Source organism: Pirellulales bacterium, from assembly GCA_033762255.1.
Taxonomy (GTDB): Bacteria; Planctomycetota; Planctomycetia; order Pirellulales; family JALHPA01; genus JANRLT01.
In genome coordinates, this window is sequence record JANRLT010000044.1 from 139,860 (window position 1) to 161,274 (window position 21,415).

Sequence of the window (21,415 nt, forward strand, 5' to 3'; positions counted from 1 at the left end):
GGCTAAGTAGACTCATCTGTGCAAATCAGTCTAATCTGTAACAACTGTGATCTAACCCTTGTTCTAGCGTTAGCATAATTTTACCTCAATACCGCCATGCCCTCCACGCGCACCGCTGAAATTGCGATCATTGGCGGGGGAATTATCGGTTTGGCCACGACCTATGCTTTATTGCGTAAATATCGCGATAAATCCGTCATTCTGCTAGAAAAAGAAGATCGGCTGGCCGCCCATCAGTCGGGGCATAACTCGGGCGTGCTACATTCGGGCATTTACTACAAACCCGGAACATTACGAGCACAAAACTGCCTGCGGGGAAACCGCGAACTGGTCAAGTTTTGCCAGCATTACGGCATCAAGCACGAGATTTGCGGCAAAGTCATTGTCGCCACTACCGAGGCCGAATTGCCCCGCCTGCAATCAATCTATGAGCGCGGCCAGACCAACGGCGTCCCCTGTGAACGGATCGACCAAGCGCAACTAGCCAAGCTGGAACCGCACGCCCAGGGTGTGGGAGCGATTCATGTGCCGGCGGCGGGCATTGTGGATTATCCGGCGGTATGTGAAAAGTTGGGCCAGTTGATTCAAGCCGCCGGAGCCAGAGTGATCCTGAATGCCCGGGTGGAGCAAATCCATTCCACCGCCAGCGAGGTGGAACTGCGCACGACCGCGGGGGATTTTACCTCAAAGTGGCTGATTACCTGTGGCGGCTTGCAATCCGACCGGCTGGCGCGGATGGACCGGCATGATCCGCGGGCACAGATTGTCCCTTTTCGCGGAGAGTACTTTCAACTGCGGCCCAGCGCCAATCATCTTTGCCGCAATTTGATTTATCCAGTGCCTGATCCACGATTCCCATTTTTGGGCGTGCATTTCACCCGCCGAATCGATGGCACGGTCGAATGCGGACCAAACGCGGTCCTCTCTTGGGGTCGCGAAAATTATTCCGGCAAGCCCGACTGGGGGGACCTGTGGGAAACGCTGTGCTACACCGGTTTTCAAAAGTTGGCCTGGAAACACTGGCGCATGGGCTGGGCGGAAATGCGCCGCAGCCGCAATAAGGCGCTCTTTTTGCAAGCGTTACAGACGTTGATCCCCCAGGTCGCGCTCGATGATCTACAGCCCGCGCCGGCGGGCATCCGGGCGCAGGCGGTTTCACCACGGGGAGAGCTAATCGATGATTTTGTCATCGAAGAAAGCACGCGAGGGGTGCATGTACTGAACGCCCCGTCCCCGGCGGCGACGGCGTCCCTGGCAATCGGTCAAATCGTGGCGGAACGGCTGAGCAAAAAGTGGTGGTAGGAGGGGTAATAAGTCGGACTTAAACAAATTATGGATCTTGCGGCTACACCATAATGAATGAGAGTGTAAATTCCTTTTCGATATTTGTGTCAGCCGTTGCATTTTTTATCATCATTTAGGCAACGTGTGTTGATTTCCTCTCGCTCTTTTTTTTATGTATATCAGGATATGACCCAACGGTATTATCGCAAACACGATAATTGGATACCACATACTCAGCATGAAAGTCCAAAGCGTGTCATCTATCCACTCAAAATAGCGATAGTAAATGCCAGCATATGTCCCAAACGCCACTTCTCGAACCCTAGGATTTAAGTCGTTGCCGTTTGCATCCACAAGACTGATAATACTTCCCCTATAAGGACCGTATTCGGCATCATTAAAAACTACAATCCGTGAATCCCAGCCTCTTCCCCAGATGCTGATGTGGAATTCTTCACTAATACTTAAGTAATTCTTCCAAGGATCAAGATGCGAGCAAAGCAAAAACACAAGCACGCATAGCAGAAAAAGTGCCGTTGAAATTTTTAGACTTAACTTTGATACAAACGAAAACCAAGATCGTGGTGGAGGATGCATCTCGTGCCTTTACCAAAAAAAGTTGCAATTCCGCCCTCAAGTGTTCCTCTTCAGTACCATTTATTCCAGCCGGTCGTGTGGTTCTGGTTCGGAATTGCTTACTTTTTGCATCACGATATTAAACTTTTCCGCGCTACCGCGTTCTGCTCGCGTGAGCAAGTATTCCGCGTCCAATAACGCGGATATTTTTTCCGTTATTGCCACAAGAATGAATTGATTAACAGAGGTGCCTTCCCGGTCTGTCACATCGCGTAGTTGCTCATGCAAATCGTCTGGCAGGTGAACGCTAATTGAATTCATGGGTTATTCCCGGAGTGTGGCTCAAGGCTTGTTGGGGGGTCCAAGTTTCAATTTCAAATTTGTGCGATATGCCTATAAAATGTTTAACATTATGTGTCACAATAGCGTCACATTTCGCTGTAACCGCCAATTCTAGGATCATTTCATCCGCTGGATCAAGCAGTTGAGGCCGCCAAAAATAAAACACACTTCGACGGTCAGCGATTTTGCAAATAAAGTCGATAATATCGTCGATATCATTATAGGTTAAGCCCAATAGGAGTGAGTGTCGTTTAGCAACTGCCTCGTATTCAAAAACTAACGGAACTGAAACAGCTACTTGGAACAATCCCTTGTCAATTGAACTCAATAGCTTGTAGGAAGCCCCTAATTGACTTTTCAGACCCGCAATCAAAACATTTGTATATAGAACAAGCTTGGGTAATACAATACTTCCATTTTAGGCGAAAAATTTTTGTAATCAATTCCATCCTACCCCACCACCAGATTCGCCTGGCGTCCCGCCACGCCAATGTGCGCGATCGTGCCGCTGGTAAAGTTCAAAAAGTCTAGCTCGATCCCGTCGGAAAAAATCACGCCGTTTTCTGGCATCAATGATTCCACCCGCAAACGGTCCCGGGCCCGCAACTCTCCCGCCACCAGCGTCGCTTGGCTGGTCCGGCTGACAAACGGTTCCCTCACCGCCCAAAAGAGCCGCAACTCTTCCCAGCTCCACTGGACCCGTTCGTTCGATGTTTTGCCAAAAAAGCCATTCACCCCCGCCGCCATGTTGAACACGCTCGAAAGCCACCCCGTGGATCCCGCCCCCGTCGACACCAGGACCCCGCTCGATGATTGGGCCTCTAGCTGTTCCCCGGCGGTAAGGAGGTACCGGGCCGACACGTGCGTTTTGGCCCCGATGAAAAAGTCATTAAAAGCGAGCATCTTTTGCCCGTCACTCAGTTCGCATTCCGCCAAAGTCACCCGCCGCGACTGGTATCTCCCCGCGAGCACGCGCTCGACTGTCGGCCGCAAATGTTCATAAGTAAACGGCAAGAGCACGCCATCGATCCGCTGCGGATCGGGATTAACGCCGATCACGGGCAACTCCCCCACGTATTTCGCCGTGTTCGCGACCAACCCATCCTGGCCGATGACGATCACGACCGCTGTGCGGGAAAAATCATACGTGGGGACATACTCCCGCTTTAGAAATTTAACCGGCAGGCCAAAATTCAGATCCCGTTCGAGGGTCTCGAGCGCGCTTTCGTATTGCTGGTGCTCGGCTTCCAAAAAAGCAAATTCCCCCATTTCGTCGGACGGTCGCTGCGCCTGGGCGGAGTTTGCGTTTTTTTTGCCCCGGGATAGAGACGTGGATTTGCTGCCAGCCGACTCGATTCCTTCCCGCGCCCGAGCGCGCGCGGATTCCAGCACAAACCGCGCCTGGCCCAAGGTCCCCCATTTGGCCCGCAATTGTTCCACGCGGGTCTCGCGGGTGATGACGGTGATATTTTGGGTATCAAACATCGGTGAGGCAATTACAAATTACGAGTTACGAGTTACGAGTTGGTCGTTGTCAAGATTTCGTTTTAATTACAGCCAATACTCAACACTCCGTACTATCCACTTTCCACCATGCACTACCCACTTACTTTGTTGGGACTGCGCCGTGATAAACATTCGCCATGAATGATCTCTTCCCGCGGCTAGTCCCAACCCACAATTTTACCACTCGGCAGTATCCACTTTCCACTTCTCAGTCGTTGCTTCTTAACAGAGTATTCAACAGATCCGGTGAAATTGATAACTCTTGTATCTTCTCCGCATTGGCGGCCAATTCCTGAAATGCCAGAGAGATGACGGACTTGCTTTGGTCGTTCCCCGACATGGCAAAAATCGTTTTCCAGTCGAGTCCTCGCATCGGTTCCAGTGTGGCCCGCAGCGCATATGCCCGCGCGTCGGCGGCGACTTGCTCGTTTTTGCTGCTTTGTTCGACTAACTTGGACCGCTCGGTCTCGCGAGAGATATCGGCGTTGAGCCGCGTCTCAGCCAGGGCGATCTCCGCGGCCAATTGGCTTTCTTGCACTTCGCGTTGCCGCTTTTGGACGACTAGCTCTGTTTGCAACTCGTTTTCCTTGATTGTCCGTTCCAAGAGAACGCTATTGTTGCGGCGTTCGTACACCGCCTCGTCCGCTTCGCGCAGCAGTTGCTCGCGCGCGGCGGCCTGCAGCGCCTTGGCCATTTCCGGCCGGGCGCTAATGGATATGACATTAAACTGCGTCACTTCCACACCCAACTCGCGCAGGGCCGGGGCTTGGGGCAGTTGGGAACCGAGTGTTTCCACCAATCCCTCGACACTGGTCAATGCCTCGCGGAGTCGCAGCTTTTGCAAAAATCCCCTGGCAAACTTTTGCGCGATGTGCGTGATCCGTTCCGGCAGCTTTTGCGGGTCGTCGGTGCGGTACTTGCCATCGGGAGTGACCGAATAATCCAACTGGGTCGATAGCTTCTTTGGCTCGGTGATCCGATAGGTAAACTCCCCCTGCACGCTCACTTCCTGAAAGTCGGCTGTGGTCTCGTTAAAGACATACGGCACCCCAATGCTGGAAAGCGGGATGAGCACAATCTCGCTCGTCGGCGAAAAGTACCAAAACGACAGCCCCGCCCCCTCGCGGACCGCCTTGCCCGATTTGTACAAGGCGACGTAAATATTTGGCGGCTGCTTTAAATAGCGAAAACCGAGCATGGGCGTGGATCCTGGGGGAGATAAGTGGATAGAGGGTACTGGGTAGGCGAGAGGAAAGGGAGTCGCAAATAGTGTCAATAGACGCCGTTTCCTGCCTAAAAATACGTTCTAGCGATCAAAAATGCAAAATTCCTTACAAAATCGATAAAAAAATGCGATCTCATCCCTTCACGCCCCCAAAGCCGCCGATGCTATCGGCGGTGAACTGACCGCGATTATTCCCCTAAATTATTTTCACGGTTGACCAGTTTTTTTTCCTATCCCTATAATCGGAACAAGCGGGCTTAAGGGATTTTCTGGAAAAAACTCCCGCGCGAGGCGGTTTTTGCCCGGCCCTAACCACGGTTTGACGGTACTTGCGGTTCCCCTAAACGTTACAAAACCGCAAAAACCACCACATTTTGACGCCCGCCACAGAGCATTCTCCAGCAGGCCCAGCCCCCAGAAAGGTATTTTTTTTATGCCCACCACCACCTTGCCCAAGGGTATCAAATCGGACATCACGCAGTGCATTGGTAGTACGCCGCTAGTGCTCTTGCGTCATATCACCGGGGGCTGCGTGGCGACCGTCGCCGGAAAAATCGAAAATATGAATCCGCTTTGGAGCGTCAAGGACCGGATTGCCCGGGCGATGATTGACGCGGCCGAAGCCGAAGGGAAGATCAAGGAAGGGACGATTATTATCGAGCCAACCAGCGGAAACACGGGCATTGGCCTGGCATATGTGTGCGCCGCGCGGGGGTACCGCTTTATGGCGACCATGCCGGAAAGCATGTCCCTGGAACGTCGGCGATTGCTCAAGGCCCTCGGGGCGGAACTGGTCCTAACTCCGGCGGCCGAGGGGATGCCCGGCGCGGTCCGCCGCGCGACCGAAATGGCGGCCGCCGACAGCAACTACTATATGCCCCAACAGTTCAATAATCCGGCCAATCCCGCCATTCACCGCAAAACCACGGCCGAGGAAATCTGGCGCGATACCGAAGGACAGGTTGATATTGTGGTCAGCGGCGTCGGCACCGGCGGCACGATCACCGGCGTGGGGGAAGTCCTCAAAAGCCGTAAACCCGGCGTAAAGATGATCGCCGTCGAACCGGCGAATAGCCCCGTCATCACCCAGCATCGCAACGGTGAAGCGCTCAAACCGGGGCGGCATACCATTCAGGGGATTGGCGCGGGGTTTATTCCCGGAGTGCTGAATGTCGAAGTCATTGACGAAGTGATTCAGGTGCAGGACGACGACGCGATGGAAACCGCCCGCGATCTGGCTAAACGGGAAGGATTGATGTGCGGCATCAGTTGCGGGGCGGCGGCGTGGGGAGCCTTGCAAGTTGCCCGTCGACCGGAAAATGCCGGTAAACTGATCGTGGTCGTTCTACCCGACCTGGGCGAGCGGTATCTGAGCACAAAGCTGTTTCCGGAATAGAATTTACGTCCTGGGGGCTGGCCGCGCGAACCATAACGCCCCCGCGACGATCAACTCCGCCAGCAGCCATTCGACCCGCAACAAGATCGGGACCACCACGTTGAGCAGTGGCGTTGTCCGAAACAGCGGGGCCAAGATCGCCAAAAATACCAATTCCCGCACGCCAAATCCGCCTGGTATCAGCGAGGCAAACCCCGCCACAATGGCCAAGGCGGCACAGGCGGTTAGCAAAAGCCCATATTCCGCCAACGACAGGTCCATTCCGACCCCCTGGATCGTCGCCCAGAGGCTGGCTCCTTGTAATAACCAGCCCAGGGCAATGCCGCACCAACCCCAGCACATGTCGCGCAGGACAATGGCAAAAGGGCTATCGGCAGCGACATCGGCCAGTTGAATTTTTGCATTTTCCGGACTTTTGCTAAAGTCCGGCGTCTCATTTGTGGTTTGATTACTCACCCCTGAAACGGAAGCGGATGGGGAAAAGGGGGGGTCGGAGGCCTGAATTGGTTGCGCTGGGGTTTCGCCGCTGGTCATTGATTCGGCGCGGGTTTTTAACCGTTTGATCCGCATTTTTCCCACAACATATCGAAACACGGCGGGAATCGTGGGAATTCCGGTGACGATTGCCAAGCCGACGGCAATTAATAACAGTCGCGGATCGGACCCGATGGTGCTATTGGGAATCGGCTGCCAATGGGCCAGCGATTGCCACAATAGTTCGCCGTTTTTTTGCAGGTAATATGCCAAGATCAAGCAGGCCAACAGCGAACCGACGGCCATGCTGGTGAATGTTTCATAAAAAATTGCCTTGATGGCGGCTGCGGCGGTGACCCCCGGTCCCCGGATAAGCGCGGTCCGCAGCACCACCACCAGCGCCTTGCCGGGAACATACTTACCCAGATGGCCAATGAGGTGGGCCCGGATGGCCGCGTACCAGCCTGGTTTTTGGCCCAGATTTTTGAGGATGACATACCAAAACTGCGCGGCGGGCAGTTGGCCCAAAATATACAACAGGCCCCCCAGGGCGATCCAACCCCAATGCACCTGATCCCAGGAAAAACGTTCGCGGCGGAGTTGGTCGAAGGCTTGCTCCAGGGTTTGCCGCGCCCCCCAGGCTAAGAGGGCCAGCAGCGCTAGTTTTCCGGCGAATAAGAGCCACTGCCGCGCGTTACCGCTGTTCGCGGAGAGCGCCGGGGTGGTGGAGTAGGGATTGGAGTCGGGTGGATCAAGTGGTGACAAGGAACAATGCTCCGTCGCTGTCGGGCCATGCCGCGATCATTTTTTGAGGGACCAAAAAGGAAACTCCCGCACTTATTGTTACCAAGAGCGATGCAATTGAACAATTCCAACCGCCGATGATGTCTCCTTCCCATTCAGCTCATTTGTTTGTGGTAGGCAAATTCTGGTCGCGATTTTTATAATGCCACCACCTCCCGCATTACTCATTTTTGACCCACGATCATGATGCCCCGCCTAGCCACGTTATTAGTGCTTGTTTGTCTGGTGGCGCTGTTTGGATATCTGTTTTATCAAGTCATGGCGGGCTTTTTGATGCCGCTATTTTTGGCGCTATTGTGCGCGATTCTTTTTGAACCCCTGCATGAATGGGTCTTATCCAGGTGCCGGGGGTATCGCTATCTAAGCGCCAGCCTGGTGACTTTTTTGGTTTTTCTGATGATCACGGTGCCGCTCTTGATCACCAGCGCCAGCCTGATCCTGGAAGCGCGGCAACTGGTGGAAAACCCGCAGCTATTTATCATTGATCCCCGAATCATGGAAACCGGCGTTGCCTGGGTGAATAAACGCTTTTCGTTAGAGCTGACCGCCGCCGAGATTCAGCAAGTCTTGTATACCAAAACCCGCGATGTGCTGGGACCGATTGCCGCCGCCACGCCGATGCGCGTGCTGGACTTTTTAGTCGGGCTGTCGATTATGCTCATTGGGCTATTCTATTTTTTGTTGGATGGACAACGGATGATCGCCGGCGTCAGGGCGTTAATCCCGCTGGATGAACAATATCAAAGCCGGTTAATTCACGAATTTGCCTCGATCAGCCGGGCTGTCGCGGCGGCGACACTATTGTCGGCGTTGGGACAGGGGCTATTGGCCGGGATTGGCTACTATTTTGCCGGTTTGCCCTCGCTGACGCTCTTGATTATCGCGACCATCTTAACCGCGGTGATCCCCTTTGTGGGTGCCTCCATTATTTGGTTTCCCGCCGCATTATGGCTAATCTTTATCGCGGAAAAATTCTGGCCCGGAGTGTTTTTGATCGTGTATGGCGGGGCGGTGGTTTCCCTGGTGGATAATCTGATCAAGCCGTTGGTCCTGCAAGGGAGGACAAATCTGCATCCCCTGTTGGCGTTGCTAAGTGTATTGGGAGGCGTGCAGGTCCTGGGAATGATCGGGCTATTTGTGGGGCCAATGACGGTCGTCTTTTTGCAGGCGGCGCTGACAATGCTGCAAAGCGAGTTGGGCCGAGGGCCGGTGGAGACTACAACGCTGAATGTACGGACCTAGCGGCTGCTGAAACAAGTGTGTTGCTTAATTCGGCCTAATTTCAAAATATTGGTGGGATTTGTGTCCAAACGCCGAAATTTTAGTGCCTAATGGTGTAACGGTAGGAATATTCGCGTTCAACACTTGGCCCGGAATGGTTGAAATGTGCTCTGAGCAAGGTGTAACAGGTGGACACCACCCTGTGCACGTCACAAAAGGTAACGTATTTCTGTCACAACAGACCACCGCCCCAAAGGATTTAAAAAATGAGAATGCGCGTCATTTGTGTCATCCGAAGTACTGAACCAGTGGATTGACTTGAAGGTCCATTCAACGAGGTCCCGGAGGCAGGTGTTCGATGAGATAGCGCACAATGAGCATCTGCACGTGGACCTCGGTGCCTTTCCCTTCCCGCAGGCCATGGTCGCGGTTGGGATAAACAAAATAGTCGAAACGTTTGCCCAATTCGATGAGGCGGTCCACCAGTCCTTCGGTGATCTCGATGTGCGTGTTGGTTTCGCCGGAGCCAGTAATGATCAGCAGATCGCCGCGCAAACCCTCGGCGTAATTGATCGGTGCACAGGTGCGATAACCTTCCGGGTTTTCCTGTGGAGTGCGCATGAATATCTCTTGATACTCAGCGTTGTAATACTGCGGCTGAGGCTTTGGCACTACGGCAATGCCGACATGGTAATCGTCTGGCTTGCGAAACAGTGCGTTGAGCGTGTTCGAACCGCCGCCGCTCCAGCCCCAGATACCCACGCGCGAGAGGTCCACGAACGGGCAGAGCCGCTCCAATGCTTTCAAGCCCTCGGCTTGCTCTTCGGTCGAGAGCGGACCGAGACTGCCATACACCGCCCTGCGCCACGCCGCACCCTTAGGCCCGGGAGTGCCGCGGTTATCGATCGAAACCACGAGATAACCTAGGTCGGCCACCGCACGGTGAAACAGGCTGAATCCCTGTCCGCCGCGCCAATCGTCTAAAACCGTTTGTCCGGCGGGCTCGCCATAGACAAACACAAACACCGGATACTTTTTCGCTGGATCAAAATCGCGTGGTTTGATCATCCAACTGTCCATCACCACCCCGTCGCCGATGTCAAGCTGGAGGAACTCGGTGGGTTGCGTAATGAGAGGCTTGACGCGGGCACTTGCAGCCGAGTTGTCCTCCAGTACACGTACGGACCGGTGTTCCGGCAGTTCCACCAGATCGGTGACCGGCGGTTTGTCGAAGGTGGAATATGTGTGGAACGCCCAATGGCTGTCAGGTGAAAACACATAACTGTGCGAGCCGGGTTGATCCACAGGCGTTAGACGTTCGGGTGTGCCAGTTCCAGCAAGGCGCGCACGGTATAGGTAGCGTTGCGTCGCGTTATCCGGCGAGGCGTAATAATAGTACCAGCCATTCTTATCATCGATCTGGACGGGGGCGATAAGGTCGCTGCCCGCTGCGGTAATCGGGGTCTGGCGAGAACCGTCCCGCGAGACGACATACGCGCGCCGCCAGCCGTCCCGCTCACTAAAGATGATAAAGGACTTGCTGTCGCGAACCCATTCCAGGCAGCCGGGTTCCATATCCACCCAGGACACGACCCAGGCGGGATCGGTCGCCTCGTAGGCTTTGGTCATTGCTCCAGTCAGGTGATTGGCGAGCAACACTTCCCGTGCATCACGGCCGCGGTTGAGTTTATCGATGAGCACTTCGTCGGAATTCCCGGCCCAGCCCAACGGATTAAGGTAAAAGGTGCCTGGTTTATCGGCCAACTCGATCCAACGCGTGGGGCCCCCATTCACGCTGACGACTCCTACGCGGAGCGTGGGGATCGGCCCACCGATCCGTTCAAACCGGGTTTCTTGAAAAGTGCGATAGGTTGGATCGCCAGGGACGAGGACCGCCCGTTTCGGAATCGCGGACGAATCGGATCTAACATAGGCGATCCATTTCCCGTCCGGACTCCAACAAGCGCGGCCGTTGTTGACAGCGTCGGAGTCGCCGTCCCGGGTCAGTTTGGTGGTCCGACCGCTGGCAATGTCAAAAACGAGCAAGTCCGCGCCACGTGAACCCAACAGGCGTAGGCCATCCGGCGAAAACGCATTGGAATCGAACTCCACTCCTTCACCGGACTTCACCGGACGCAGGTCACCGGATCCCTGTTCATACAGCCAGTGATCTCCGCCTTTCTCGTTGCTGGGCTTGTCTGCGTGCAGCAGAAACCACTTTGCTGTGGGCGAACAGATGAATCCCCTGATCAGCAACCGTTCGGTAGTGCCAGGAACGAGAATTTTTTCACCGGCGATCACCACCGAGCGCTTGCCACTGGCGGAATCGTAGCGTGCGATCTCTGGCCCGGACTGGCCCTCGGGCGTCTCCAACTTCAGATATCCCGAACCGTCCGGCAGCCAGGTGGCGTCGAAGGATCGCATGTGATATTCGTCTGAATTGTAGATCGACATGAGTCGCGTTTCGGCTTGCGCCAGCATGCGGGCGTTAGCCTCCGCTACGGGGTTGGCTGCCTGCCCCGGCAGGGCGATCGACGCCGCTACAAGACCGATTACTCCAAATGCTGTTGCGCTATTCATAATTTGGCAATTCCTGTTTTATTAGGCCGCAACCGCGTAGTTTGTCTCACCGGGATTGGATTACACCATTGTAATTTATGACAAATCTTCAGCAGATCCGCATCATTGAGTGTGCGAATACTATGACAGGGTGTAATCACCGCACCGTAAGACAGATGTTTCTTATAGATACAGATGGGGGTACACAGCCCCCCAAAAAACATCTTAAATTTCACTGCCCCCTGTAGGACTCGAACCTACGACCCGGTGATTAAGAGTCACCTGCTCTACCAACTGAGCTAAGAGGGCAAAATCTTATTACGATTTAACAATCGTAATCCCCTAAATTACCGCAACCCGCCCTGACTTTCAAGGGCTGAAAAATGCTCCCTTTAGGATCACGTTGGCATGGTGGCAGGCATGATTATCGACGTGCGATCCCAGCGGGTTTGCCGCAATGCATGATCACCCTTTTCGCTCGTATGTGCCGTGAATGTCCCTACAATTGATCCAACCGCTATAATTCAATAAACCCAGTTCGCGCTAATCCCGCGTGTCAGAGGCGCAAACCCGTTTAGCTCCCAATTTCTTAGCTATTTTTACCCGATTCCACCCCCCCGCCATCCCATCGTGGTACATTTGCATACTTTGCAGCAAAAACCACGCCCGGCAGGCGGTCGGCCGCGGATCCCCACTCAATTTAAGGTCTTTGCACGGAAGGTGACGTTGTGTCCGCAACAACCAAATATGACTATGATCTGGCGGTGATCGGGACCGGTCCCGGCGGCGAAGGGGCCGCCATGCAGGCCGTAAAAAACGACTTGCGCGTCTTGGCCGTCGAACGCTACTGCAAAATCGGCGGCAGTTGCACGCACATGGGGACGATCCCCAGCAAGGCTCTGCGGTACACGATCTTTCAAATGACCGAGGCCAACGCCAATCCCCTCTTTCGCGGTTGCGGGGTCAAAGTCCACCTGACGTTCCCCCAGTTGCGGCAATCTGCCCGCGGCGTCATCGAAAAGCAAGTCGATATGCGCCGCGGCTTTTATGAGCGTAATCAGGTCCCCGTGGTTCAGGGTGCCGCCCGTTTTGTGGATGAACATACCCTGGAAGTCTGCGAGGAGAACGGCGCCAAGCAGCGGTTCACCGCGCGCGGCATTGTTATTGCCGCCGGGTCCCGCCCCTATCGGCCCGATGATATCGACTTTCGCCACCCCCGCGTCTTTGATAGCGACACCATCCTGGACCTGGGCTTTACCCCGCAGTCCATCACCATCTATGGGGCGGGAGTTATCGGCTGCGAATACACCTCCATGTTTCGCAATTTGCAGTGCAAGGTCAACCTCATTAACACCCGCGCGCGGCTGCTCGAGTTTCTCGATGACGAAATCACCGACGCGCTTAGCTATCACATGCGCGAGCGGGGCGTCCTGATCCGCCATAACGAGGAATACGAAAAAGTCGAACCCCGCGACGATGGCGTGGTTTTACACCTCAAAAGCGGCAAACAACTGAAAACCGATATTCTGCTCTGGGCGAATGGCCGTACGGGAAATTCCGATAACCTGGGCCTGGAACATATTGGCATCACGCCCAATAAGCGGGGGCAAATCGACGTTAATGCCAACTATCAGACGGTGCATCCGCATATTTACGCGGTGGGGGATATCGTGGGCTGGCCGTCGCTGGCGAGCGCGGCGTATGTGCAGGGGCGGTTTGTCTCTACGCACTTTATCAATGGCGAAGGAAACCCCGAGCTTATTAAGGACATTCCCACGGGAATTTATACCAGCCCGGAAATCAGTTCCCTGGGCAAGACCGAACGGGAGCTGACGGACGCGAAAATCCCCTATGAAATCGGCCATGCCCTGTTTAAAAGCCTGGCCCGCGCGCAGATCACCGGCCGCACGACGGGGATGCTCAAGATTTTATTTCATCGCGAGACGCTAGAGCTTTTGGGGATACACTGCTTTGGCTATCAGGCGGCGGAAATCATCCACATCGGCCAGGCGATCATGTCGCAAAAGGGAGCCGCGAATACGCTCTTGTACTTTATCAACACCACGTTCAATTATCCGACCATGGCCGAGGCCTACCGCGTGGCGGCGCTGAATGGTTACAACCGGTTGTTTTAGGCGTAAAGCGCGCTAACAACGCAAATTTACCGGGCTAGGATGTCAAATTTTACTCCGGGGATGGAGCAGTCACACCCGTTCGAAAAAATAATAAATGGGGCGGTAAAAATTCCAGCAAATTTACTAGCTCCGCAAGTGCGTTTTTTGTAAGATCATGCATGTGAATATCATCCAAGTTGCCAGTGCTTGGCGGATGCGGCCAACGATTAGTATCATTTTCCTGTTAAGCCGCTTATCCAAGGAGGGATGCGATGTACTATACCTGGAAACCATACGTCCCGGTGGCAAAACGCAGGGCCAATAGCGCACGGCTGATTAAGCAGCAAGCTAAAAAGACTGGCCGACAGTACTCGCCGGTTATCATCCCGGGGCGAAAGATCGCCACCACGTTTTGGGGATCGGCATGGTGCGACCATTTGGAAAAACACTGCGATTACGAAAACCGCTTGCCGCGCGGTCGCACCTATGTGCGGGGCGGCGCGGTCATTGACCTGCAAATTAGTCCCGGCCAGGTTTCCGGGCTGGTTAGCGGCTCTAGTGTCTATAAAGTCCATGTAAAGATCAAGACCCTGGATGCCCCGTTATGGGAACAAATATGCAACGATTGCGGCGAGCAAATTGATTCGTTGTTGGATTTATTGCAAGGAAAGTTTTCTAGCGGAGTCATGCGGCGTCTGACGGACAAAGAGCAGGGTATGTTTCCCCGTATCAAGGAATTTACATTTTCCTGTAGTTGCCCTGATTGGGCCGTGATGTGCAAGCACGTCGCGGCGGTCCTATACGGCGTGGGGAACCGCCTGGATCAGGAGCCGGAGTTGCTATTTAAGCTGCGGGGAGTGGATCAACAAGCGCTACTGGCAAAGGCAACCACGAGCGAAAACCTGGATCAATCGTTAGGGGGGGATTCCAGCAATAACCTCGCGAACGCCGACCTAGGGGCGATCTTTGGAATTGAATTGGCCGACAAAACCGATGCCAATGTGTCCAAAGCTAACGCATCTAGTAATGGGGACAACAACAAAAATTCTGACCGGGTGGCTCAGTCGGGCAAACGGCAAAAATCCCGCATAAAAAAGCGGCCTCCCCAAAAATCCGCCAAAAATCTAACTTCCCGCGCAACTGCAAAAAAGCCCGGTTCCGTGAAAACCAAAAAGTCCATGATAAACCAGCCGCTAACCCGCAAATCGTTGCATTCCGGCAAAAGCAGCGCCGCGCAAAAAAAAGTTAAACCACGCAAGCTATCCAAAGTCTGGCCAGAAACCCCTGCGGAAACTCGCTCAATCCTGGCGTCTTTGGCCAAGTTGGTGAAACTTGAGCAAGCAAATTTATTGCAGCTTCCGCCACCCGCAAAGCAGTCAACCAGCCGGTCTAACAAGCGTCATTCGGCAGCAGGCAAATTACCCATCGACCGCAATCGTTAGCGCGGGATATTCGCTGTGTTTAGTTTGCAATTGACACGGCGTGGTCTTTGGCCCGCAACCCAGTATTAATTTTGAAGGGAAGTGAAGAGCGAGAATGATTCGGGTCGTGGTTCCACTAGTAGCAATCGTTTCAGTACGCAGAGATTTAACGCGGTTGACCCACAAAAAGCCAATGCCGTCGGCACGCAAAGAAAACCTCATGAACCCCGCGAGTTAATCTCAATCGCTAAATTCTTTTACAACGCCAAAAGTTAACATTAAGTGGTTTCTTTTGACTAGGATGCACCCATCCCGATGACCCTCACGCTGAGCCTGACGCCCCGGCATACACTGAAACTTACCGATCAGGCCGTTAATCAGCCGCAGTTATTGGTCGAACATGCCACCGAACTGGCGACGGCGGTCCAGCACTCGACGGGTCGGGCGCTTTTACTGTTGGCGGCGGAGGGATTGAATTGGCCCGTTCCGCCGGAATTAGACTTTTGGCGCGGTTTTGCCCGCAAATTTTTAGAAAAACTGTGCTTGTTTGGCAATCATTGGGGAGCGGAGTGGGAAAATCTGCCACCCTTATCCCCGTCCGAATCACAAGAATTCTTATCAACCGCGCCACCCCTCCCCGGGGGTGAGTATCTGACCGAAGCGGCCCTGCTATCGATGTGGCGGGATCTCCACCAAGAAATACTCGCGCGCTCCAAGGTTTTTACCGGCGGCCCCGAAGCTTTTTTGCAAACACTCAATCCGCTCTGGCATGCGCTGGGACGGTTGACCTTTCATCTGGCCGAAAATCCCCAAGACCCCGAACGCCCATTTGCGTTCATGGCCACTTATACAGAGCGACTCTCCTCCCAGGCCAAACTTCAACATCGCCCCTTGGCGGATGCCGTTCGGCAATTTGCCTCGGCCCGCGACCAGCCAAAATTATCCCAATTGCTCGAACCAGTGCGCCGCGCGGCCGAACAATCCAAACTAGCCGCTGAATTGTTAGCCACCAAGGCCATCTTTCAGGCCCAGGCGTGGAATATTAACCAGGCGCATCGCTTTTTGGTGGAGGCACCGGTGCTCCAATCCGCGGGGATCGTGCTCCGCTTGCCAAATTGGTGGCGGGCGCGACAAGCCCCCCGCCCCGTGGTCGATGTGCGCATTGGCGAGCGGCGCGGAGATACCACCACCTCGGCTTTACTGGATTTTCAGGTCGGTGTTAGCCTAGATGGTGAACCCTTGACTGAGGAAGAGAGGGAGCAAATTTGGCAATCCGCTGAAAAAATGTTGTTTTTACGGGGGAAATGGGTGGAAGTGGACCGCGAGAAATTGCAACAGGCCGTCCAGCAATGGAAGGACCTACGTCAGGAGCGCGCCGCGGGACTCAACCTGTTCGAAGGAATGCGCCTCTTGGCGGGCTTGCCCAGGATGCCTGGCAAGGAGGAGGAGCTACCCGCCGCCGATTGGTCGCGCGTCACCGCAGGGAGCTGGCTCCAAGAGACATTGACCAAGCTCCGCGATCCGGCCACCGTGCAAAATTGCCAGCCTGGAAAAAAACTGCAAGCCACCCTCCGGCCTTATCAAGCCGAAGGAGTCCGCTGGTTGTGGTTCTTGCACAGTCTGGGGCTGGGGGCCTGTCTGGCCGACGATATGGGCCTGGGAAAAACAATTCAAATTATTGATTTATTGCAGCAATTGACAGAATGCGACCAAACCAGGCTACCCAGCCTGTTAGTCGTGCCCGCGTCCCTCGTGGGAAATTGGAAGCAGGAATTTGCAAAGTTTGCCCCCAATTTACGGATCTTCCTGGCCCATCGGAGCGAATGCGATCAAGCCGGCTGGGAAAAATTTTTGAAAGCCCCCGAAGCGACCTTAAAGGGTTACGACGCCGTCGTGACCACTTATACCCAGGTGCGCGGGGGAGATTGGGCCAGCAAGCTGGATTGGCGGCTGCTGGTCTTGGATGAAGCCCAGGCTATCAAAAATCCCCGTTCCGCCCAGACCAAGGCGGTCAAACAGCTATCCGCGCAGGCCCGGGTCGTGTTGACCGGCACACCGATCGAAAATCATCTGGGGGATTTGTGGTCATTGTTTGATTTTTTAAATCCCGGGCTGTTGGGCACGGCGTCTGATTTTAAGAAATTTGCCAAACAATCCAGCCAGCAAGCGGCGGGATCGTCGCTGGGTTCGCTGCGACGGTTGGTGCGGCCGTATATTTTACGGCGGCTAAAAACAGATCCGCGAATCGCGGCGGAACTACCCGAAAAAACCGAAGTCCACGCGGAATGCGGTCTCTCCAAGCGGCAAGCTGTGTTGTACGAGCGGGCCATTATCACACTGGCTGAAAAATTGCGACAAACAGAAGGGATCAAACGCCGGGGATTGATTTTGGCGGTGCTGATGCAGTTAAAGCAAATTTGCAATCACCCCGCGCAATACCTGGGCGAGTCGGAGTATGTTCCCCGGGATAGCGGCAAATTTACCCGGCTGGCGGAACTGTGCGAAACGATCGCTGCCCGCCAGGAGCGAGTGCTGGTTTTTACCCAATTTCAGGCCATGACCGGGCATTTGGCGGAATATATGCAAAGTTTGTTTGGGGAGGCGGGGCTGGTCCTGGACGGCTCAACTCCGGTCGCGTTACGTCAAAAATTGGTTAAGCAATTTCAAGCGGAAAATGGCCCGCCGTTTTTTGTGATCTCACTCAAGGCGGGGGGGAGCGGTTTAAATCTGACCGCCGCGTCCCAGGTGATTCATTTTGACCGCTGGTGGAATCCGGCGGTAGAGAATCAGGCAACGGACCGGGCCTTTCGCCTGGGCCAAAAGCGGAATGTGCTGGTGCACAAGTTTGTCTGCCGGGGGACGTTGGAGGAACGCATTGACGATCTACTGCGGTCTAAGCAAACACTGGCCGACGAGATTTTAGCCGAACAAGAAGGAAAGCTGCTGACGGAAATGAAGGACGAGGAACTGTTGCGGTTTGTGGCACTGGACCTGCACCGCGCCGAAGATACGTAGGTTGGAGTAATGGAGGAGTGGAGAGGTGGAGGAGTGGGAACTTTGAAATCTTAAATCTCAAATATTGGATTTCAGATTAAAAATCTCAGATTTGGCAAAAGAACCTTACTTCAACCAATTTGGCAGCGCGTTAGCCGGGGGAAGCTTGATCGTGTAAGCGTTGGTAATGCCGGGGCAGGCGCGGACTTCATTCATGGCGGCGGCGCTCGGTTCACTATCCAGGTTGAGCACACCGATCGCCGTCCCGCCGGCGGTCATGCGGCCTACGGCCATTTGGCCAATGTTGACCTTGTGCTGGCCAAAGATCGTCCCCACCCGGCCAATGATTCCCGGCATGTCCGTGTGATGAAAAATCATCAAGGTGCCGTCAAGGAATGCCTCGAGCCGCTGTTCGTCGATCTGCACCAAGCGGGGCATATTCTGGCCAAAAAGCGTCCCCGCCGCGCGGTGGAGTCCGTCCGGCGCGACGACTTCCGCGGTGATCAGGCTGCTAAACGCCCCCACATCCGAGCGGCGCAGTTCCACCAACTCGATCCCCCGCTCGCGCAATAGCACTTCGGCGTTGACAATGTTGGCCTCTTGTTCCAGGGCATGTTCCAAAAAGCCCGCCGCAAACGCCGCCGTCAGTAATTTTGTGTTCTTTTCGGCCACTTCCCCCCGGTAATTCATGATGATCCGCATCGCCCCGGGTTTGACCATTTGGGCTAGGAACAATCCCAGCCGGTAGGCCACATTCAGATCGCCGCGCAAGTCCTCCAACGTTTTGGCGTCCAGCGGGCTCATATTCACCGCGTTGCGAATCGAGCCATGTTGAAAGTAATTTACCATCAATTGCACCGCCTCGATCGCCACCTTGGCCTGGGCGTCTTCGGTGCTGGCCCCCAGATGCGGCGTGCATAAAACGCCCGGCATGCCAAAGAGTGGACTGTTGGTGCAGGGTTCAACCGCAAACACATCCAGGGCGACACCGGCGATGCGGCCCGACTTTAACCCTTCCACCAGGGCCGCCTCGTCATAAATGCCCCCCCGCGCGCAGTTCACCAGCCGCGCGCCGGGTTTGAGCAGCTTGATCGTCTCGGTATTGATCAGATTGGCGGTTTCCTTGACCAGCGGCGTATGCACCGTCAGATAGTCGACCTGCGGCAGCAATTCTTCGATGCTACCCGCGGGATGAATCCCCATGTCGCTGATTTTTTCGCGGGTTAAGAATGGATCAAACCCAATCACATTCATCTCAAACGCCTGCGCCCGCCGGGCGACCGCCAGCCCGATCCGTCCCAGGCCGACAATGCCCAACGTTTTTTCGGCCAATTGGGTCCCCATGTAATTTTTGCGGTCCCATTTTTTTTCCAGCAGGCTTTGATAAGCGGGAAAGACATGCCGCGAGAGCGCGAGCATGTGCGAAAAGGTCAACTCCGCCGTGCTGACGGTGTTTCCCTCGGGCGTATTCATCACCACAATCCCCAGTCGCGTGGCAGCGTCCTTGTCGATATTGTCCGTTCCCACCCCCGCCCGCGCGATCGCCTTGAGGCGAGTATTTCCGGCTAGGGCGTCGGGGGTAATTTTTACCCCGCTGCGGCAGATGGCGCCGTCAAACTCGGCCAGCGTGGTTCGCAGCGCGTCCCCTTTGAGCCCGGTCCGCACTTCATAGGTAATCCCATGATTTTTGGCTTTATCCAACAGGGCCAAACCATCGGGGCTAAGTTCGTCTAAAATGACAATCCGGGGCATGGATGCTACCTAACAGGGGAAATGTTTCTAACCTAAATGTGTCCAACCAATTCGTGGCCAGTAACCCCTCTCTCTAGCAAAATCGTTACCTGCAACGACCGCTAAAAAACTTTGGTTGCTGACAAAACTGGGAAAAGCCCTTAATATAGCGAACCAGAGGGGCAGGGGGGAGTGCCTTAGCCGGATTTCAGGAGTGTTGTGGGAACAGAGTTAAATTGCGGAAAGGGCGTAATCTACGATTTGACCTTGCAGATGAGGCAGTTCTTCGCGGAAAATACTTTTTTACCCACCTTTGTCGGCGCAGGTCCCCTGATCGCCCCAATTTTTGCCCCCCTCCCACCTTGGCGAAAAACCTGTCGCTGCTTCCGCTTTCTATTTTTGCATCAGAAAGGCTTGTTATGTTCCGTTGGAGTTCAATCTTAACATGCTGCGCCGTCGTCCTGGGTTTGGCTTTGACGGTGCGAACATTCGCGCAGCCAGGTGAGGCAGCCCAGTCCGGCCAGGAAACACCCCCACCGGCGGCAAATCCTAATCCGGCTCTTACCCAGCCTGCGGCACCTGCCCAACCCGCAGCACCGCCCGCGGGCACGGTCCAAGCGACCGTGGCGGAGCAGGAATTTCAAATGGTTTACAGCAAGTGGAAAGAATTGCTGGGCCAACTTAGCAAGCTGCAAGCCGAATACCAGGTCGCTGGACCCGCCGATAAACCGGCTTTAGAGGCAAAATTTAACCCCATCCTCGAAGAAGCGCGAAAACTGCAACCAACCGTGCTCAAATCGGCGGAAGGGGCCATTGCCGCCAATCCGGGAAATATTGAAATTGCCAATTTTTTATTATTTGTGGCCAGCCGTGAACTTGACCAAGAGCATTACTCCGAAGCGTGGCGCTTGGCCCAATTGTTAAAAAATGCCACCTTTCCCGATGAACGTTTTTTGATGTTTCTCGCCCAATTGGGGGGACAGGTGAACGAGTTTGAAAGCTCGGCGGCCGCGCTGCAGGCGCTGGCCAAGGACCCCAAAATTGCCAAAAAAGTACCCCAAATCGAAGAACGCTTTGCCGAAATGCAAAAGTACTCCAGCATGTGGGCGAAGGAACTAAAAATCCGCGAGGCCGAAGCCAAAGCCGATGATTTGCCCCGCGTCAAACTGTCGACCACCAAAGGGGACATCGTGATTGAACTGTTTGAAAACGAAGCCCCGAACACCGTGGCCAACTTTATAAATTTGATCGAAAAAAAGTTTTACGATGGTTTGATTTTTCACCGGGTTTTGCCGGGATTTATGGCCCAGGGGGGAGATCCCAAAGGAGACGGGACTGGCGGGCCGGGATACTCAATCAATTGTGAAACCAAAAATCCCCAAGCCCGGATGCACTTTCGCGGCACGCTGAGCATGGCCCATGCCGGGCCAAATACGGGGGGTTCGCAGTTTTTTATTACGTTTGTGCCGACGGGGCAATTGGACAATGTGCACACGGCTTTTGGCCGGGTGATCGAGGGATGGGACGTGCTGGATAATTTACAGCGAATTGATCCGGATCGGCCTTTTCCGCCCGAGCTAGGGATCAAACCGGATAAAATTGTCACGGCCACAGTTGTGCGCAAGCGGAATCACGAATATACCCCGCAAACGAACCCCGACCCGCGCAAATAGGTCTAGTTCTTGGCGGAGGTAACAGTCGGTAGCAAAACTTGCAGAAAGTTCCGTGCTTTTACTGTAGCGGAACTTACCAAAAGTTCCGTGGCCTG

15 protein-coding genes and 1 tRNA gene are annotated in these 21,415 nt (G+C 54.5%); 7 read left to right on the forward strand and 9 right to left on the reverse strand.

Translation table 11 applies throughout. From position 1 onward, the window contains the following. Positions 1-96 precede the first annotated feature (96 nt). Entirely contained in the window at positions 97-1,302 is a 1,206-nt protein-coding gene (lhgO, locus tag SFX18_12855; protein MDX1964037.1) for an L-2-hydroxyglutarate oxidase, read from the forward strand. Positions 1,303-1,413: 111 nt separating this feature from the next. On the opposite strand, the gene SFX18_12860 is transcribed toward lhgO, so the two are convergent. The 5 genes from SFX18_12860 to SFX18_12880 form a co-directional block, all read right to left on the reverse strand. After that, entirely contained in the window at positions 1,414-1,794 is a 381-nt protein-coding gene (locus tag SFX18_12860) for a hypothetical protein (GenBank protein ID MDX1964038.1), read from the reverse strand. Positions 1,795-1,941: 147 nt separating this feature from the next. Continuing rightward, positions 1,942-2,181 (reverse strand): hypothetical protein, encoded by a 240-nt coding sequence (locus tag SFX18_12865; GenBank protein ID MDX1964039.1) that lies wholly within the window; start codon positions 2,179-2,181, stop codon positions 1,942-1,944. Next, positions 2,168-2,611, reverse strand: coding sequence for a PIN domain-containing protein (locus SFX18_12870; GenBank protein MDX1964040.1), 444 nt, complete (start codon positions 2,609-2,611; stop codon positions 2,168-2,170). Before SFX18_12870 ends, SFX18_12865 begins: the two co-directional genes overlap by 14 nt. 41 nt (positions 2,612-2,652) lie before the next feature. Beyond that, positions 2,653-3,687 (reverse strand): hypothetical protein, encoded by a 1,035-nt coding sequence (locus SFX18_12875; GenBank protein ID MDX1964041.1) that lies wholly within the window; start codon positions 3,685-3,687, stop codon positions 2,653-2,655. A gap of 229 nt (positions 3,688-3,916) precedes the next feature. Then, on the reverse strand, positions 3,917-4,906 hold the full coding sequence (locus SFX18_12880; GenBank protein ID MDX1964042.1) for an SPFH domain-containing protein: 990 nt from the start codon (positions 4,904-4,906) through the stop codon (positions 3,917-3,919). A gap of 460 nt (positions 4,907-5,366) precedes the next feature. Between SFX18_12880 and cysK the strand changes: the two genes are divergently transcribed. Then, entirely contained in the window at positions 5,367-6,329 is a 963-nt protein-coding gene (cysK, locus tag SFX18_12885) for a cysteine synthase A (protein MDX1964043.1), read from the forward strand. Positions 6,330-6,332: 3 nt separating this feature from the next. Here the strand turns inward: cysK and SFX18_12890 are convergent, their stop codons facing one another. Further along, positions 6,333-7,568, reverse strand: coding sequence for a lysylphosphatidylglycerol synthase domain-containing protein (locus tag SFX18_12890; protein ID MDX1964044.1), 1,236 nt, complete (start codon positions 7,566-7,568; stop codon positions 6,333-6,335). Between the two features lie 222 nt (positions 7,569-7,790). Here SFX18_12890 and SFX18_12895 point away from each other — a divergent pair, with 222 nt between their 5' ends. Next, positions 7,791-8,849, forward strand: coding sequence for an AI-2E family transporter (locus SFX18_12895; GenBank protein MDX1964045.1), 1,059 nt, complete (start codon positions 7,791-7,793; stop codon positions 8,847-8,849). Between the two features lie 309 nt (positions 8,850-9,158). On the opposite strand, the gene SFX18_12900 is transcribed toward SFX18_12895, so the two are convergent. Together SFX18_12900 and SFX18_12905 are read right to left on the reverse strand one after the other, a co-directional pair. Beyond that, positions 9,159-11,408: a DPP IV N-terminal domain-containing protein gene (locus SFX18_12900; protein ID MDX1964046.1), complete on the reverse strand. Its 2,250-nt coding sequence runs from the start codon at positions 11,406-11,408 to the stop codon at positions 9,159-9,161. A 215-nt stretch (positions 11,409-11,623) separates the two neighbouring features. After that, positions 11,624-11,696, reverse strand: a tRNA-Lys gene (locus tag SFX18_12905). A gap of 419 nt (positions 11,697-12,115) precedes the next feature. Here SFX18_12905 and sthA point away from each other — a divergent pair. The 3 genes from sthA to SFX18_12920 all read left to right on the forward strand — a co-directional run bounded on the left by sthA (position 12,116) and on the right by SFX18_12920 (position 17,937). Beyond that, the gene (gene sthA / locus SFX18_12910) at positions 12,116-13,522 is read left to right on the forward strand and encodes a Si-specific NAD(P)(+) transhydrogenase (GenBank protein MDX1964047.1); all 1,407 of its coding nucleotides are present in this window, start codon (positions 12,116-12,118) and stop codon (positions 13,520-13,522) included. Positions 13,523-13,773: 251 nt separating this feature from the next. Further along, complete coding sequence (locus SFX18_12915) at positions 13,774-14,943, forward strand: SWIM zinc finger family protein (GenBank protein ID MDX1964048.1); 1,170 nt, start codon at positions 13,774-13,776, stop codon at positions 14,941-14,943. 294 nt (positions 14,944-15,237) lie between these two features. After that, positions 15,238-17,937 (forward strand): DEAD/DEAH box helicase, encoded by a 2,700-nt coding sequence (locus tag SFX18_12920; GenBank protein ID MDX1964049.1) that lies wholly within the window; start codon positions 15,238-15,240, stop codon positions 17,935-17,937. A gap of 105 nt (positions 17,938-18,042) precedes the next feature. Here SFX18_12920 and serA read toward each other — a convergent pair whose 3' ends face one another. Further along, positions 18,043-19,668, reverse strand: coding sequence for a phosphoglycerate dehydrogenase (gene serA / locus SFX18_12925; GenBank protein MDX1964050.1), 1,626 nt, complete (start codon positions 19,666-19,668; stop codon positions 18,043-18,045). 398 nt (positions 19,669-20,066) lie between these two features. Between serA and SFX18_12930 the strand changes: the two genes are divergently transcribed. Beyond that, on the forward strand, positions 20,067-21,320 hold the full coding sequence (locus tag SFX18_12930; GenBank protein MDX1964051.1) for a peptidylprolyl isomerase: 1,254 nt from the start codon (positions 20,067-20,069) through the stop codon (positions 21,318-21,320). Positions 21,321-21,415: the final 95 nt, after the last annotated feature.

Bases quoted from the DNA above. Each gene is read 5' to 3' on its own strand.
- lhgO (MDX1964037.1), top strand. From the start codon at position 97: ATGCCCTCCACGCGCACCGCTGAAATTGCGATCATTGGCGGGGGAATT.
- SFX18_12865 (MDX1964039.1), bottom strand. From the start codon at position 2,181: ATGAATTCAATTAGCGTTCACCTGCCAGACGATTTGCATGAGCAACTA.
- SFX18_12875 (MDX1964041.1), bottom strand. From the start codon at position 3,687: ATGTTTGATACCCAAAATATCACCGTCATCACCCGCGAGACCCGCGTG.
- SFX18_12880 (MDX1964042.1), bottom strand. From the start codon at position 4,906: ATGCTCGGTTTTCGCTATTTAAAGCAGCCGCCAAATATTTACGTCGCC.
- cysK (MDX1964043.1), top strand. From the start codon at position 5,367: ATGCCCACCACCACCTTGCCCAAGGGTATCAAATCGGACATCACGCAG.
- SFX18_12895 (MDX1964045.1), top strand. From the start codon at position 7,791: ATGATGCCCCGCCTAGCCACGTTATTAGTGCTTGTTTGTCTGGTGGCG.
- SFX18_12900 (MDX1964046.1), bottom strand. From the start codon at position 11,408: ATGAATAGCGCAACAGCATTTGGAGTAATCGGTCTTGTAGCGGCGTCG.
- SFX18_12915 (MDX1964048.1), top strand. From the start codon at position 13,774: ATGTACTATACCTGGAAACCATACGTCCCGGTGGCAAAACGCAGGGCC.
- SFX18_12920 (MDX1964049.1), top strand. From the start codon at position 15,238: ATGACCCTCACGCTGAGCCTGACGCCCCGGCATACACTGAAACTTACC.
- serA (MDX1964050.1), bottom strand. From the start codon at position 19,668: ATGCCCCGGATTGTCATTTTAGACGAACTTAGCCCCGATGGTTTGGCC.
- SFX18_12930 (MDX1964051.1), top strand. From the start codon at position 20,067: ATGTTCCGTTGGAGTTCAATCTTAACATGCTGCGCCGTCGTCCTGGGT.